Source organism: Xanthomonas sp. LMG 12459, assembly GCF_009192905.1.
In the GTDB taxonomy this organism is placed as follows: domain Bacteria; phylum Pseudomonadota; class Gammaproteobacteria; order Xanthomonadales; family Xanthomonadaceae; genus Xanthomonas_A; species Xanthomonas_A sontii.
Genome location: NZ_NSGT01000016.1, coordinates 1 through 14,797 on the forward strand (window position 1 = coordinate 1; position 14,797 = coordinate 14,797).

The following is a 14,797-nucleotide window of genomic DNA, read 5'->3' on the forward strand; positions in this document are numbered from 1 at the left end:
GGTGTGGGGTGGTCGTCCATAGGGTGCGCCCGCGAAGGGCGCGGCGGCGATGGTAACAAACCCGGGCGGGGGCCGCGTCCACGCCGCGCCGACGTCGCCAGGGCCGGCCCGGGGCCGCGACTACCCGCAGGTGTCAGCAAACAGTCATAATTCCGCCCCAGTGCCGTCCTCCCCGCGACGGCGGGAAGCGCGTTGCATGTTTTCGTTGCAGACCATCTTCGGTTCCGGCAAGCAGTTCTACACCCTGCTCGACGAGGCGGCACAGGCCGCCTACGACAGCACCAAGGCCCTGCACGCGATGATGCGCGAGTCCGACCGGCAGCCGGCGCTGGACGGCTTCAAGCTGGCGCGCCTGCGCGAGCGCGCCGCGTCCGACAAGATCGGCCAGGCGCTGGTGGACAGCTTCATGACCCCGATCGAGCGCGAGGACATCGAGGCCCTGGGCTCGGCCCTGTACAAGATCCCCAAGCAGGTGGAGAAGTTCGCCGATCGCTATTCGCTGGCGATCCAGCACCTGGAGCACATCGATTTCGCGCCGCGCTCGGCGATGCTGGAGCAGGCTGCGGCGGTGGTCGTGGAGATGGTCCACGACCTGCGCCACATGAACCTGGACCGGATGAGTGCGCTCAACGACAAGCTGCGCTCGCTGGAGAACGAGGCCGACCGGCTGATGCTGGAGCTGTACCGCGACATCTACTCCGGGCGCCTGGACAACCTGCAGATGTTCCTGCTCAAGGAGTTCTTCGAAATCCTGGAGAAGGCCATCGACCGTTGCCGCGAGGCCGGCGTGGTGGTCTACCAGATCGTGCTGAAGAACTCCTGATGGACGCGCTGCGGAGTTGCTGCCTGCGCGGCCATGGCGCCCTGCGCGCGCCGGCCGCCGCCGCCGCGTGCGTGGAGGCGCGCCGATGCTGACCCTGGTCCTGATCGTGATCCTGGCGGCGCTGGTGTTCGAGTTCATCAACGGCTTCCACGACACCGCCAACTCGATCGCCACGGTGGTCGCCACCAAGGTGCTCAGCCCCGGCTGGGCGGTGATGCTGGCCGCGGCGATGAACCTGGTCGGCGCGCTGACCGGCACCGCCGTGGCGATGACCATCGCTTCCGGCCTGCTCAACACCGACGTGATCGCGGTGACCCCGCAGGTGGTGCTGTGCGCGCTGCTCGGCGGCATCGTCTGGAACTTGATCACCTGGTGGAAGGGCCTGCCGTCCTCGTCCTCGCATGCGTTGATCGGCGGCCTGTGCGGCGCCGGCCTGGCCGCCGCGCACAACGACTGGGGCGCGCTGATCTGGTCGCAGAACCTCGGCGACTGGGCCAAGAACAAGGGCCTGCTGTGGAAGGTGTTCGTGCCGATGGTCACCTCGCCGATCGCCGGCTTCCTGCTCGGCATCGCGGTGATGCTGTTGCTGTGGGCGGCGATCGCCGGCCTGGCCAAGCTGGGCGGCCCGCTCGGGCGGCTGGCGCGGCCGCGCTGGGTCAATGCCTTCTTCGGCAAGGCGCAGATCGCCTCGGCCGCGTACATGGGCTACGCGCACGGCCACAACGACGCGCAGAAGACCATGGGCATCATCGCCATGACCCTGATCGGCGCGCAGAGCACCGGCGCCCTGGACGACCTGCCGTCGTGGCTGGCGTTCCTGCATCCCGACGCCAGCCAGGGGCAGGGCATCGCCACCTGGATCGTACTGACCTGCGCGGTGGTGATGGCCGCCGGCACCGCCTCCGGCGGCTGGAAGATCATCAAGACCCTGGGCCACAAGATGGTCAAGCTGCATCCGATCCACGGCTTCGCCGCGGAGACCAGCTCGGCCACGATCCTGACCCTGGCCGCGCATTTCGGCATGCCGGTGTCCACCACCCACAGCATCTCCACCGCGATCATGGGCGTGGGCTTCGCCAAGAACCCGCGCTCGCTGCGCTTCGGCGTCATCGAACGCATCGTCTGGGCCTGGATCCTGACGATCCCGGCCGCTGCCGGCGTGGCGTATCTGATTTTCCGCGGATTCGCCTTGGCTGGGTGGGTGTGAGGGAGCCGGGAATCGGGAGTGGGGAAACGGGAATCGTAAAAGCATAGATTTCCCGCGAACGGTGACGATGTCGCCCTCCGAAAGGAATCTGGATACGTCTTACGTCCTCTTGTCGCAACGAGTGTTGCCTGCGTGGCGACGTCGCGTAGCCAAGTAACTCCATCGCGATAGCACTCCCGAACCACGCAGGTCGGGGTATTGTCTCGACGAGTGGGGAACCGCTTTTACGATTCCCCATTCCCAATTCCCCATTCCCATCAATTCGCCCGATACATCGCCATCACATCCTGCCGCAGTGCCCGCTGGCTGTCGGCGCGGTTGTAGAACATGTGGCCGCCGGGGTAGTTCTTGACCTGCACGCGGGTGGGGTCGTTGCCCATCACCGGCATCTGGTCCACGGTCAGCACCGAGCCCATGAACGGGCACGACAGGTCGTTCCAGCCGTGCACGATCAGCACGCGCAGCTTCGGGTCGATCGCCACCGACTGGCGCAACTGCGTCACCGAACCCTTGCGCAGTTCGTCGTCCCAGTCCCACAGCCGGTTCACGTCGTAGTTCAGCGCCTCGTAGCGGGCGTCGACCTTCCAGCCGACCACGCGGGTCACGAAATCGACCATCGCGGTGGTGGTGGGGGCGATGATGCTGTCCAGCAGCGGGTCGTTGGCGCGCTGCTCGGGGGCGTTGGGGAATGGGTCGAAGGCGGTGACGTTGGAGTCGTAGCGGCTGCCCAGTTCGCCCTTGTCGCGGAACACCTCGCGCAGGTAGGCCTGGGTCTCCAGGCGGCCGCCGGCGCGGCGCACGAAGGCCGGGTCCAGGCCGGTCATCGCGGTCACCTGCTGGATCATGCGGGTGGTGCCGGCCGGGTCGGAGCGGCCGCGCAGCAGCGCGGTGACGTAGTCGCCGCGGGTGTAGTCGATCACCTGGCGCATCGCTTCCGGGGTCAGCTTGCCCTCGCGTTCCAGGCGTGCGGCGGTGATCGACGGCAGGGTCAGCATCCACGGCAGCGGCGAGACGTCGCCGTTGTCGTCCAGGGTCGGGTTCAGATACGGCGAGACCAGGACCACGCCGTTCATCGCCACGCCGAGCTTGGTCTGCAGGTAGTGGGTGATGCGCGGGCCGCGGAAGCCGCCGTAGCTCTCGCCGACCAGGTACTTGCGCGACTGCAGGCGCTGGTTCTTCAGCAGCCAGTCGTAGATGGTGCGCGAGAGGTATTCGATGTCGGCCTGCGGGTTGTAGAACTGCTTCTTGGCCTGCTCGTCGGGGATACGCGAGCGGCTGAAGCCGGTACCGACCGGGTCGATGAACACCAGGTCGGTGAAGTCCAGCCAGGTGCCGGGGTTGTCGCGCAGCTGCGCCGGCGCCGAGGCGCTGTCGCCCTCGCTGCCGAACGCCACCACCTTCGGCCCGATCGCGCCCAGGTTGAGGTACACCGAGGCCGCGCCGGGGCCGCCGTTGAGCGCGAAGGTGACCGGACGGTCCTTGCCGTCCATGGTGTAGGCGGTATAGACCACGTCGGCGACGACCTTGCCCTGCTTGTCCTTCACCGGCAGCGTGCCGACCTTGACCGTGTAGCGCAGGGTGCGGCCGTCGAGCTGGGTGGATTGGCTGGTCTGCGCGTCGGCCGGCAGCGGCGCCGGTTCGGCGGCGGCGGGCTTGTCGCCCTTGTCGGCATTGCCCGCATCGGCATCGGCGGCCAGCGCCGCGGTCATCGGCATCGCCGCCAGCAGCACGGCCAGCAGCACGGAAGGGAAGGTCGGCACGGGCGGTCGCTCGCAGGAAGGGAGCCGGCATGCTAGGCCGCGGCGTCGGCACGGCGGATGTGCACAAAGCCATGGTCCGCAGTCCCGCGGCCGCGCCATGCCGGTTCATCGGCGCTGGCTACAATCGCCGGTCCGTCCCGTGTCCGGTCCGCTGCGCATGCTTGTCCTTCGTTTCCGCCTGCCGCTAAGCCTGTTCCTGGCGGCGTTGCTGGCCGGCTGCGCCAGCGTGCCATTGCCGCCGCCCGTGGCCGAGTCGCCGGCGGCGCACGATCCGCATGCCCACGATCGCCAGCGCCTGTGGCGGCTGCTGAGCACGCGCTGCCTGCCGCAGGCGCGCGCCGGCGCCGATCCGGCCCCTTGCAGCGAAGTGCATGCCGAGCCCGGCCAACGCTATGCCTTGATGAAGGACTTGCGCGGCGACTACCAGTACCTGCTGATTCCGACGGTGCCGGTGAGCGGGATCGAAGATCCGCGCGCCCGCGCCGCCGGCGCGCCGAACTGGCTGGGCCTGGCCTGGCAGGCGCGCACCCGGGTCGAGCGGTTGCTGAACCGGCCGCTGCCGCGCGAACTGACCAGCCTGACGATCAACCCGCCCTCGGCGCGGTCGCAGGACCAGTTGCATGTCCATATCGATTGCCTGGCGCCGCAGGTGCGCGACCAGTTGCAGGCGATGCAGGCGTCGATCGGCCCTACCTGGGCGCCGTTGCCGCAGCCGCTGCACGGTCACGCCTATCGGGCCATGCGCGTGGAGGGCGAAGAACTGGATGCGAATCCGCTGACGCTGCTGGCGCGCAGCCTGCCGCCGCAGCAGAGCATGGTGCACCAGACCCTGGCGGTGGTCGGCGCGGAGTTCGATGGTCGCCCGGGCTTCGTGCTGCTGGCCGCCACGGCGCTTCCCGGCGATGGGGTCGGTGCGGAGGAACTGCAGGATCACGACTGCACCGGCGTAGTACCGGCGGCGCCTGCGCGTGGCTGAGGGCCCAGGCGGCATCAATGCCGCGCAGGCAACTGACGGCATCCGCCGGTCGTGCGGCGCGCAGGCAGGGATGTTGTGGGAGGGACTTCAGTCCCGACGGCATGATGCCCGGGCATCTGCCTGCTTCGCGCGTCGCGACGGAAGTCGCTTCCACACGATGCTTTCGGGAGCAGTCACAACCCGCTAGTGCAAACCCGACACGGCTCTCGCCGAGCCGGCCGGGGAAGCGGCATCTGCACGACCGCGCACGCGCTGACTGAAAGCGCCAGCGCGCGCACCCAGCCTCAGACCTCCAGCGACGCCAGGTCGCCCTTGGTCTCCAGCCACTGCTTGCGGTCGCCGGCGCGCTTCTTGGCCAGCAGCATGTCCATCAGCGAGCGGGTCTGGTCGCCGTCGTCCACGGTCAGCTGCACCAGGCGCCGGGTGTCCGGGTGGATGGTGGATTCGCGCAACTGCTGGGGATTCATCTCGCCCAGGCCCTTGAAGCGGGTGACGCTGACCTGGCCCTTGATCTTCTCGCGTTCGATCTTGTCCAGCAGCGAGCGCTTCTCTTCCTCGTCCAGCGCATAGAACACCTGCTTGCCCACGTCCACGCGGAACAGCGGCGGCATCGCCACGAACACGTGGCCGGCGCGCACCAGGGCGGGGAAGTGGCGCAGGAACAGCGCGGTCAGCAGGGTCGCGATGTGCAGGCCGTCGGAGTCGGCGTCGGCCAGGATCACCACCTTGCCGTAGCGCAGGCCGTCGATCTCTTCCTTGCCCGGGTCGCAGCCGATCGCGATCGCCAGGTTGTGCACTTCCTCCGAGGCCAGCACGCTGCCGGAGGCCACTTCCCAGGTGTTGAGGATCTTGCCGCGCAGCGGCAGGATCGCCTGGAAATCCTTGTCGCGGGCCTGCTTGGCGCTGCCGCCCGCCGAGTCGCCCTCGACCAGGAACAGTTCGGTGCGCGAGAGGTCCTGGCTGATGCAGTCGGCCAGCTTGCCCGGCAGCGCCGGGCCCTGGGTGACCTTCTTGCGCACGATCTGCTTCTCGGTCTTCAGCCGCGCGCTGGCGCGGTCGATGGCGATCTGCGCGATGCGCGTGCCGGTCTCCACGTTCTGGTTCAGCCACAGACTGAAGGCATCGTGCGCGGCGCCTTCGATGAAGCCGGCGGCCTGGCGCGAGGACAGGCGTTCCTTGGTCTGGCCGCTGAACTGCGGGTCGGTCATCTTCAGCGACAGCACGAACGCCACGCGGTCCCACACGTCTTCCGGCGCCAGCTTCACGCCGCGCGGCAGCAGGTTGCGGAAATCGCAGAACTCGCGCAGCGCGTCGGTGAGGCCGCTGCGCAGGCCGTTGACGTGGGTGCCGTGCTGCGCGGTGGGGATCAGGTTGACGTAGCTTTCCTGCACCAGCTCGCCTTCCACCACCCAGGCCACCGCCCAGTCGACGATCTCGCGGTCCTTCTTCAGGCTGCCGACGAACAGCTCCGCCGGCAGCAGCTCGCGTTCGGCCAGTTCGCCGCGCAGGTAGTCGCGCAGGCCGTCCTCGAAGTACCAGGTGTCCTGCTCGCCGGTGGCCTCGTCGTGCAGCTTGACGGTCAGGCCGGGGCACAGCACCGCCTTGGCGCGCAGCAGGTGGCGCAGTGCGCGCACCGCGAACTTCGGCGTGTCGAAATATTTCGGGTCCGGCCAGAAACGCAGGCGCGTGCCGGTGTTCTTCTTGCCGACGCTGCCGACGATCTCCAGCTTGGAGGCGGCGTGGCCGTCGGCGAAGGCCATGCGGTACTCGTTGCCTTCGCGCTTGATGAACAGTTCCACCCGATTGGACAGCGCATTGACCACGCTGACGCCGACGCCGTGCAGGCCGCCGCTGAAGGTGTAGTTGCGGTCGCTGAACTTGCCGCCGGCATGCAGCCGGGTGAGGATCAGTTCGACGCCGGAGATCTTCTCTTCCGGGTGGATGTCCACCGGCATGCCGCGGCCGTCGTCGGACACCTCGCAGCTGCCGTCCTTGTACAGCGTCACCTCGATGTGTCGGGCATGGCCGGCCAGCGCCTCGTCCACGGCGTTGTCGATGACTTCCTGTGCCAGATGGTTCGGCCGTGCGGTGTCGGTGTACATGCCGGGCCGGCGCTTGACCGGGTCCAGGCCAGAGAGAACTTCGATGTCGGCGGCGTTGTAGCGGGTATTCATGCGTCTCAGCAGGTGGCGCGAAGCAGATCCAGAAGTGTGCGGTCTGCGGCGGTTTTTTGCACGTCGCCGGTGTTCAGGGCAGGTGCGGCGGCGTCGCGCTACGCTTGCCCTGGAAAAACCGCGACGTCGCCCACATCTTCGTCGCACGTCCCAAAGGAGTCCGCCATGAACGTTCGCAAGCTGTTGACCCTGGCCGCCCTGGTCGCCGCCGCGGTGGCCGTGCCGGTCGCGATGGCCCAGGCGCAGAGCGCCGATCCGGCCGCCTCCGGTGCCGCCGCCTACGAGGCGCAGGTCGCCAAGGAAAAGGCCGAGGCCGACGCCAAGGCCAAGCGCCGCGCCGCCGCGGCCGCCGAGCACAAGGCCGGCAAGGATGCGGCCGCGCCGAAGAAGGAAGAGGAAGAGGAAGCGCGCAAGCCCTGAGCCTGCGCACGGTTTCCTGCACACGACGCCCCGGTCGCCCGGGGCGTCGCTTTTTTGTGGGGCGGCTGTTGCGCAAAAGCGCTTGGGCAAATCCGCTTCACCCGTTAAACTATGGCTTTCCGGGAGGCCTTTGAGCCATGACCCCCCTGATCTTCGTTACCGGCGGCGTAGTGTCCTCGCTTGGCAAGGGCATCGCGGCCGCTTCGCTTGCGTCCATTCTCGAAGCACGTGGCCTGTCGGTCACGATGATGAAGCTGGACCCCTACATCAACGTCGACCCGGGCACGATGAGCCCGTTCCAGCACGGCGAGGTGTACGTCACCGACGACGGCGCCGAGACCGACCTGGACCTGGGGCACTACGAGCGCTTCGTGCGCACGCGCCTGTCGCGCAAGAATTCGGTCACCACCGGGCGCATCTACGAGAACGTGATCCGCAAGGAGCGCCGCGGCGACTACCTCGGCGCCACCGTGCAGGTGATTCCGCACATCACCGACGAGATCCGTCGCTGCGTGGATGAAGCCACCGCCGGCTACGACGTGGCCCTGGTCGAGATCGGCGGCACCGTCGGCGACATCGAGTCGCTGCCGTTCCTGGAGGCGATCCGCCAGGTGCGCACCGAGCGCGGCGCCGAGAAGGCCATGTTCATGCACCTCACCCTGGTGCCGTACATCGCCGCAGCCGGCGAACTGAAGACCAAGCCGACCCAGCATTCGGTCAAGGAACTGCGCTCGATCGGCATCCAGCCGGACGTGCTGCTGTGCCGCTCGGAGCAGGCGATCCCGGATTCGGAACGGCGCAAGATCGCGCTGTTCACCAACGTCTCCGAGCGCGCGGTGATCAGCGCCGCCGACATCGACGTGCTCTATGGCATGCCGCTGGAGTTGCACCGGCAGGGCCTGGACGAGATCGTCATCGACCAGTTCAAGCTGCGCGACAAGGTCGGCGCGGCCAACCTGTCGGAGTGGGAAGCCGTGGTCGACGCGATCAAGCATCCGCTCGACGAGGTCACCATCGCCGTGGTCGGCAAGTACGTGGACCATCAGGACGCATACAAGTCGGTGGGCGAGGCGCTCAAGCACGGCGGTCTGCGCCAGCGCACCAAGGTCAACCTGAAGTGGCTGGAAGCGCAGGACCTGGAAGGCAGCGACATGGCGGCCCTGGCCGACGTGGACGGCATCCTGGTGCCGGGCGGCTTCGGCGACCGCGGTTTCGAAGGCAAGGTGCTGACCTCGCGCTACGCCCGCCAGCACGGCGTGCCGTACTTCGGCATCTGCTACGGCATGCAGGCTGCGGTGGTCGACTATGCGCGGCATGTCGCCGGGCTGGACGCGGCCAACAGCACCGAGAACGACCGGCAGTCGCCGTACCCGGTGATCGGCCTGATCACCGAATGGCGCACCGCCACTGGCGATGTCGAGAAGCGCGACGAGAAGTCCGACCTCGGCGGCACCATGCGCCTGGGTCTGCAGGAGCAGCGGCTCAAGCCGGGCACGCTGGCGCGCGAGCTGTACGGCAAGGATGTGGTGGCAGAGCGCCATCGCCACCGCTACGAGTTCAACAACCGCTACCGCACCCAGCTCGAGGACGCCGGCCTGGTGATTGCCGCCAAGTCGATGGACGACACCCTGGTGGAGATGGTGGAGTTGCCGCGCGAGACGCATCCGTGGTTCCTGGCCTGCCAGGCGCACCCGGAATTCCTGTCCACGCCGCGCGACGGCCACCCGTTGTTCATCGGCTTCGTGCGCGCTGCGCGCGAGCGCAAGGCCGGCGGCAAGCTGCTCAAGGAAGCCAGGGCGTGACTGCGACCGGGCGCAGCAGCGAGAGCAGGGTCGCGCGCTGGTTCTTTGCGGCGGCGGTGCTGGTGTTTCCTGCGGCCTTGCTGGTCTATTTCTCCTGGCGCAGCAGCACCGGCTTGGCCGATAGCTATGGGATGGGGCTGATGTATTGCCTGATCGCGGCGGTGGGGCTAGCTGCGCCGCTGGCGCTGATCGGCGCACTCATCTGGGCTGCCGGCAGGTTCGGCGGCGGCTCCGTCCCTGCGCCCCTCCCGCGCCCCTCTGAACCTCCGGAAGGTAATCAATGAAGCTCTGTGGATTCGACGTCGGCCTGGACCGGCCGCTGTTCCTGATCGCCGGCCCGTGCGTGATCGAGTCGATGCAGCTGCAGCTCGACGTGGCCGGCAGGCTCAAGGAGATCACCGGCCGGCTGGGCATCAACTTCATCTTCAAGTCCAGCTTCGACAAGGCCAACCGCACCTCCGGCACCAGCTTCCGTGGCCCCGGCCTGGAGGAAGGGCTGAAGGTGCTGGAGGCAGTGAAGACCCAGATCGGCGTGCCGGTGCTGACCGACGTGCACGAGTACACGCCGATGCACGAGGTGGCGGCGGTGGTGGACGTGCTGCAGACGCCGGCGTTCCTGGTGCGGCAGACCGATTTCATCAAGAACGTGTGCGCCGCCGGCAAGCCGGTCAACATCAAGAAGGGCCAGTTCCTGTCGCCGTGGGACATGAAGCCGGTGGTGGAGAAGGCCAAGTCCACCGGCAACGAGCAGATCATGGTCTGCGAGCGCGGCGCCAGCTTCGGCTACAACAACCTGGTCAGCGACATGCGCTCGCTGAGCGTGATGCGCGAGACCGGCTGCCCGGTGGTGTTCGATGCCACCCATTCGGTGCAGTTGCCGGGCGGGCAGGGCGGCAGTTCCGGCGGCCAGCGCGAGTTCGTGCCGGTGCTGGCGCGCGCGGCGGTGGCCGTGGGCGTGGCCGGCGTGTTCGCCGAGACCCATCCGGACCCGTCCAAGGCGCTGTCCGACGGCCCCAATGCGTGGCCGCTGCATCAGATGGAAGCGCTGCTGGAAACGCTGATGGAACTGGACGCGGTGACCAAGAAACACGGGTTCTCGCGCTTCGCGTGAGGCGCGCGCCGCCGCCGCTGCGGCTGTGCCGATCCTGGCCGGGTGCGGGCTGCCGGGTGTGCGTCGCCTTCTCGGAGCCGCGGCGATGACCGCACCCGAGCGGGCCGGCGCCTGGCCTTGGGGGCTGTGTGCCTTGTTGTTGTCGTTGCTGGCGTGGGCGGCGCTGGTCGTGGCGCTGTTCGCCTTCTCCAGTGGGATTGGCACGCCCAGCCACGGCGATCATTTCCTGGCCATGCTGTTCTGGATGGTGATCGCCCTGCTGGTAGTGGCAGTGGCTGCGGTGGGCGCGACGATCGCCGCCGCGCTGAGTTGGACGCAGCGCCGCGGCCGCCTCCTGGCCGGCATCGCCGGCGGCCTGCTGCTGGCGATGCTGGTCTTGATCCTGCTCTTCCTCAGCGGAATCCCGCTGGGCCTGATGGGCGCCGGCTGAGGCGGGATTTGGCAAGGAACCGGCGGCCGGGGATAATCAGCCGGCATTCGTTTCCGCCCCCTCTTCCTACAGGTAACCGGCCCGCCCATGAGTACGATCCGCAGCATCCACGCCCGTGAAATCCTCGACAGCCGCGGCAATCCCACGCTGGAAGCCGATGTCATCCTGGAGGACGGTTCGTTCGGTCGTGCCGCGGTGCCTTCGGGCGCGTCTACCGGCACCAAGGAAGCGGTCGAGCTGCGCGACGGCGACAAGACCCGCTACCTGGGCAAGGGCGTGCGCAAGGCGGTGGAGAACGTCAACACCACCATCGCCGGCGCGCTGAAGGGCTTCGACGCCGCCGACCAGCAGGGCCTGGACCGCCGCCTGATCGACCTGGACGGCACCGAGAACAAGGGCCGCCTGGGTGCCAACGCGCTGCTCGGCGTCTCGCTGGCCAACGCCCATGCCATTGCCGCCTCGCGCAAGCAGCCGCTGTGGCAGTCGCTGGCCGCGGGCAACACCGCCAACCTGGCGCTGCCGGTGCCGATGATGAACATCATCAACGGCGGCGCGCATGCCGACAACAACGTCGATTTCCAGGAATTCATGGTGCTGCCGGTCGGCGCCGCCTCGTTCTCCGAGGCGCTGCGCGCCGGCACCGAGATCTTCCACGCGCTGAAGTCGGTGTTGAAGGGCCACGGCCTGTCCACCGCGGTCGGCGACGAGGGCGGCTTCGCCCCGGACTTCCGCAGCAACGTGGAAGCGCTGGACACCATCCTGGAAGCGATCGGCAAGGCCGGCTACACCGCTGGCGAGGACGTGCTGCTGGGCCTGGACGTGGCCTCCAGCGAGTTCTACGACAACGGCAAGTACCACCTGGTGGGCGAGGGCAAGCGCCTGACCAGCGAGCAGTTCGTCGACTTCCTCGCCGACTGGGCCGCGCAGTATCCGATCGTCAGCATCGAGGACGGCCTGGCCGAGGACGACTGGGCCGGCTGGAAGCTGCTCACCGACCGCGTCGGCAGCAAGGTGCAACTGGTCGGCGACGACCTGTTCGTGACCAACCCGAAGATCTTCAAGCAGGGCATCGAGTCCGGCACCGCCAACGCGATCCTGATCAAGGTCAACCAGATCGGCACCCTGACCGAGACCCTGGAAGCCATCGCCATGGCCGACAAGGCCGGCTATGCGGCGATCGTCTCGCACCGTTCCGGCGAGACCGAGGACACCACCATCGCCGACATCGCCGTGGCCACCACCGCCACCCAGATCAAGACCGGGTCGCTGTGCCGCAGCGATCGCGTGGCCAAGTACAACCAGCTGCTGCGCATCGAGGAAGCGCTCGGCAGCGCCGCGCGCTACGCCGGGCGCGACGCGTTCGTCTCGCTCAAGCGATAAGCCGTGCGCAACTGGCGCTGGCTGCTGCTGGTGCTGGCGGGACTGCTGGCGTGGCTGCAGTACCGTTTCTGGCTCGGCCCGGGCAATTCCGGCGAAGTGCTGGTGCTCGAAAGTCAGGTCGAGCACCAGAAGCGCGACAACGAAGGACTGCAGCAACGCAACGCCGCGCTGGCCGCCGAGGTCAAGGACCTCAAGGACGGCGAGGCGGCGATCGAGGAGCGCGCGCGTAGCGAACTGGGCATGATCAAACCGGGCGAAAAGTTCTACCGCGTGGTCGAGAACGCGCCGGTGTCGACCGCGCCGGCCGGTACGGCAGCCGGCGCGCAGCCGGCGCCTGTGACGCCGGCGCCGGGCGAGCAGCCCTGATGGCCACCGTCTGGGCCGTGGTCCCGGCGGCTGGCCGCGGCACCCGTTTCGGCGGCGCCACGCCCAAGCAGTACCTGCAGGCGGGCGGGCGCCCGTTGCTGGCGCATGCCTTGGAAGCGCTGCTGGCGCATCCGGCGGTGGCCGGGGCGATGGTGGCGCTGGGCGTGGACGATGCACAGTGGCCGGGTTGGACCGAACTGGCTGGCAAGCCGGTCCTGACCTGCCTGGGCGCCGGCAGCCGTGCCGGCTCGGTGCTGGCCGCGTTGCATGCCTTGCCGGAGTCGGTGAAGGCGGACGACTTCGTGCTGGTGCACGATGCGGCGCGGCCGAACCTGGCGCTGGCCGACCTGGACCGGCTGCTGGAGGCGGGGCGCGGCGATCCGGTCGGCGCGATCCTGGCCGCGCCGGTGCGCGACACGCTCAAGCGCGCCGGCGACGACGGCGGCATCGACGGCACCGAACCGCGCGAGCGCCTGTGGCGCGCGCTGACCCCGCAACTGTTCCGGCGCATGCAACTGAGCCGGGCCCTGGAGCAGGCCGCCGCGGCCGGCGTCGAGGTCACCGACGACGCGATGGCGATGGAGTTGCTGGGGCTGCGGCCGCTGTTGATCGAGGGCGCCGAAGACAATTTCAAGGTCACCACACCGGCCGACCTGGCGCGTTTCGAGTTCGAACTGTTCCAGCGCGCGCGGCAGTCGTGATGCGCCTGGCGTCGGATGCGGCCGCCGTGGCGCGGCGCGTGCTCCGTCCTTTTTCATTTTTCGTGGGATGTCTCCATGCCAATGTCTGAACTTCCCCGCATCCGCATCGGCCAGGGCTACGACGTCCACGCCTTCGGCGAGGGCGACCACATCATGCTCGGCGGCGTGCGCGTGGCGCACGAGCGCGGCGTGCTTGCCCACAGCGACGGCGACGTGGTGATCCACGCCCTGTGCGACGCCTTGCTCGGCGCGCTGGCGCTGGGCGACATCGGCCAGCATTTTCCCCCGTCCGATCCGCGCTGGAAGGGCGCCGACAGTGCGCAGTTTCTCGATCACTGCGTCGGCCTGCTGCACGCGCGCGGCTGGCGCCTCGGCAATGCCGACATCACCGTGATCTGCGAACGGCCCAAGGTCGGCCCGCATGCGCAGGCAATGCGCGAGCGCCTGGCGGCGCTGCTGCAGGTCGAACTGGACTGCGTGAGCGTCAAGGCCACCACCAGCGAGAAGCTCGGCTTCACCGGCCGTGGCGAAGGCATTGCGGCGCAGGCCGTGGCCCTGCTGGTGGCGCTGTGAGCGAGTTGCCGCGTGCGTTCGGCGCCGCGCCGTTGCAGGCGCGCATGCGCAGCACCGCCGAGGATTTCCAGGTCGACGAACTGCCCGCGTTCGCGCCCAGCGGCGAGGGCGAGCACCTGCTGCTGACCGTGCGCAAGCGCGGCATGAACACCGCTTTCGCCGCGCGCCGCCTGGCGCAGTGGGCGGGGGTGGCGGAACTGGCGATCGGCTACGCCGGCATGAAGGACCGCCATGCGGTCACCACCCAGCGCTTCTCGGTGCATCTGCCCAAGCGCGTGGCGCCGGCGCTGGACAGCCTGCAGGACGCGGATCTGCAGGTGCTGGAAGCGCACTGGCACAACCGCAAGTTGCCGCGTGGCGCGCTGGCCGGCAACGGCTTCGTGCTGGTGTTGCGCGAGGTGCGCGGCGAGCGCAGCGCGATCGAGGCGCGGCTGGCGCAGATCGCCGCGCGCGGCATTCCCAACTGGTTCGGCGAGCAACGGTTCGGCCGCGATGGCGGCAACGTCGGCGCCGCGCTGGCGATGTTCGGCGGCCGCCGCGTGCGCCGCGAGCAGCGCTCGCTGCTGCTGTCGGCGGCCCGTTCGGAGCTGTTCAACCGGGTGCTGGCCGCCCGCGTGGCTGCCGGCAACTGGGACAGCGCGCTGGACGGCGAAGTGTGGATGCTCGACGGCAGCCGCAGCGTGTTCGGTCCGGAGCCGTGGTCGGAGGCGCTGGCCGAACGCTTGCAGCGCTTCGACATCCATCCGTCCGCGCCGCTGTGGGGCGCCGGCGAGCTGCGCAGCGCCGAGGCGGCGCGTGCGCTGGAACTGGCGGTGCTGGACGAGGCGGTCGCGCAGCGTCTGCGCGACGGCCTGGAGCGCGAGGGCCTGAAGCAGGAGCGGCGAGCGACCCGCCTGCGCGTGGCCGACCTGCAATGGCGCTGGCTGGACGGGCAGGACGACGCGCTGGAACTGCGCTTCGCATTGCCGCCGGGCAGCTACGCCACGGCACTGCTGCACGAACTCGGCCAGGTCGAAGAGGCGCCGCAGGCCTCCACCGAGGCCTGAGCGCGGCCGACGCCTGCCGCGTCGGTCG

General features: G+C 68.8%; 15 protein-coding genes. 13 read left to right on the top strand and 2 right to left on the bottom strand.

Annotated features, from left to right (window positions below):
* The first annotated feature begins 196 nt into the window (after positions 1 to 196).
* Together CEK65_RS03565 and CEK65_RS03570 are read left to right on the top strand one after the other, a co-directional pair.
* Positions 197 to 823, top strand: coding sequence for a DUF47 family protein (locus CEK65_RS03565; protein WP_017911076.1), 627 nt, complete (start codon positions 197 to 199; stop codon positions 821 to 823).
* Between the two features lie 85 nt (positions 824 to 908).
* Positions 909 to 2,030, top strand: a complete 1,122-nt coding sequence (locus CEK65_RS03570; protein ID WP_043090722.1) for an inorganic phosphate transporter — start codon at positions 909 to 911, stop codon at positions 2,028 to 2,030.
* Positions 2,031 to 2,287: 257 nt separating this feature from the next.
* Here CEK65_RS03570 and CEK65_RS03575 read toward each other — a convergent pair whose 3' ends face one another.
* The gene (locus CEK65_RS03575) at positions 2,288 to 3,790 is read right to left on the bottom strand and encodes a S10 family peptidase (RefSeq protein ID WP_043090723.1); all 1,503 of its coding nucleotides are present in this window, start codon (positions 3,788 to 3,790) and stop codon (positions 2,288 to 2,290) included.
* A gap of 157 nt (positions 3,791 to 3,947) precedes the next feature.
* Between CEK65_RS03575 and CEK65_RS03580 the strand changes: the two genes are divergently transcribed.
* Positions 3,948 to 4,766 (top strand): CDP-diacylglycerol diphosphatase, encoded by an 819-nt coding sequence (locus tag CEK65_RS03580; RefSeq protein WP_226980462.1) that lies wholly within the window; start codon positions 3,948 to 3,950, stop codon positions 4,764 to 4,766.
* 284 nt (positions 4,767 to 5,050) lie between these two features.
* On the opposite strand, the gene parE is transcribed toward CEK65_RS03580, so the two are convergent.
* On the bottom strand, positions 5,051 to 6,940 hold the full coding sequence (gene parE, locus CEK65_RS03585; protein ID WP_017911072.1) for a DNA topoisomerase IV subunit B: 1,890 nt from the start codon (positions 6,938 to 6,940) through the stop codon (positions 5,051 to 5,053).
* Positions 6,941 to 7,105: 165 nt separating this feature from the next.
* On the opposite strand from parE, the gene CEK65_RS03590 reads away from it, so the two are divergent.
* From CEK65_RS03590 to truD, 10 genes are all read left to right on the top strand, one after another.
* A complete protein-coding gene (locus CEK65_RS03590; protein ID WP_010343426.1) occupies positions 7,106 to 7,360 on the top strand; it encodes a hypothetical protein in 255 nt (84 codons plus the stop codon).
* Between the two features lie 137 nt (positions 7,361 to 7,497).
* Positions 7,498 to 9,162, top strand: coding sequence for a CTP synthase (locus CEK65_RS03595; RefSeq protein ID WP_017912623.1), 1,665 nt, complete (start codon positions 7,498 to 7,500; stop codon positions 9,160 to 9,162).
* Positions 9,159 to 9,446 carry a hypothetical protein gene (locus tag CEK65_RS03600; RefSeq protein WP_017912624.1) on the top strand — a complete coding sequence of 96 codons (288 nt, stop codon included), beginning with the start codon at positions 9,159 to 9,161 and terminating at the stop codon, positions 9,444 to 9,446. Before CEK65_RS03595 ends, CEK65_RS03600 begins: the two co-directional genes overlap by 4 nt.
* Positions 9,443 to 10,273, top strand: coding sequence for a 3-deoxy-8-phosphooctulonate synthase (gene kdsA / locus CEK65_RS03605; RefSeq protein ID WP_152180798.1), 831 nt, complete (start codon positions 9,443 to 9,445; stop codon positions 10,271 to 10,273). Before CEK65_RS03600 ends, kdsA begins: the two co-directional genes overlap by 4 nt.
* Before the next feature lie 85 nt (positions 10,274 to 10,358).
* Entirely contained in the window at positions 10,359 to 10,703 is a 345-nt protein-coding gene (locus CEK65_RS03610; RefSeq protein WP_026143441.1) for a hypothetical protein, read from the top strand.
* Between the two features lie 87 nt (positions 10,704 to 10,790).
* Positions 10,791 to 12,083 carry a phosphopyruvate hydratase gene (gene eno, locus CEK65_RS03615; protein WP_017915389.1) on the top strand — a complete coding sequence of 431 codons (1,293 nt, stop codon included), beginning with the start codon at positions 10,791 to 10,793 and terminating at the stop codon, positions 12,081 to 12,083.
* Between the two features lie 3 nt (positions 12,084 to 12,086).
* Positions 12,087 to 12,449, top strand: coding sequence for a cell division protein FtsB (ftsB, locus tag CEK65_RS03620; RefSeq protein ID WP_043095785.1), 363 nt, complete (start codon positions 12,087 to 12,089; stop codon positions 12,447 to 12,449).
* Entirely contained in the window at positions 12,446 to 13,150 is a 705-nt protein-coding gene (gene ispD, locus CEK65_RS03625) for a 2-C-methyl-D-erythritol 4-phosphate cytidylyltransferase (RefSeq protein WP_193314685.1), read from the top strand. The genes ftsB and ispD overlap by 4 nt, the downstream gene beginning before the upstream one ends.
* 81 nt (positions 13,151 to 13,231) lie before the next feature.
* Complete coding sequence (ispF, locus tag CEK65_RS03630) at positions 13,232 to 13,723, top strand: 2-C-methyl-D-erythritol 2,4-cyclodiphosphate synthase (protein ID WP_017911063.1); 492 nt, start codon at positions 13,232 to 13,234, stop codon at positions 13,721 to 13,723.
* Complete coding sequence (truD, locus tag CEK65_RS03635) at positions 13,720 to 14,769, top strand: tRNA pseudouridine(13) synthase TruD (protein ID WP_152180800.1); 1,050 nt, start codon at positions 13,720 to 13,722, stop codon at positions 14,767 to 14,769. Before ispF ends, truD begins: the two co-directional genes overlap by 4 nt.
* Positions 14,770 to 14,797 lie beyond the last annotated feature (28 nt).

Coding starts and splice junctions, on each gene's coding strand:
- CEK65_RS03565 (WP_017911076.1), top strand. CDS start 197: ATGTTTTCGTTGCAGACCATCTTCGGTTCCGGCAAGCAGTTCTACACC.
- CEK65_RS03570 (WP_043090722.1), top strand. CDS start 909: ATGCTGACCCTGGTCCTGATCGTGATCCTGGCGGCGCTGGTGTTCGAG.
- CEK65_RS03580 (WP_226980462.1), top strand. CDS start 3,948: ATGCTTGTCCTTCGTTTCCGCCTGCCGCTAAGCCTGTTCCTGGCGGCG.
- parE (WP_017911072.1), bottom strand. CDS start 6,940: ATGAATACCCGCTACAACGCCGCCGACATCGAAGTTCTCTCTGGCCTG.
- CEK65_RS03590 (WP_010343426.1), top strand. CDS start 7,106: ATGAACGTTCGCAAGCTGTTGACCCTGGCCGCCCTGGTCGCCGCCGCG.
- CEK65_RS03595 (WP_017912623.1), top strand. CDS start 7,498: ATGACCCCCCTGATCTTCGTTACCGGCGGCGTAGTGTCCTCGCTTGGC.
- kdsA (WP_152180798.1), top strand. CDS start 9,443: ATGAAGCTCTGTGGATTCGACGTCGGCCTGGACCGGCCGCTGTTCCTG.
- CEK65_RS03610 (WP_026143441.1), top strand. CDS start 10,359: ATGACCGCACCCGAGCGGGCCGGCGCCTGGCCTTGGGGGCTGTGTGCC.
- eno (WP_017915389.1), top strand. CDS start 10,791: ATGAGTACGATCCGCAGCATCCACGCCCGTGAAATCCTCGACAGCCGC.
- ispF (WP_017911063.1), top strand. CDS start 13,232: ATGTCTGAACTTCCCCGCATCCGCATCGGCCAGGGCTACGACGTCCAC.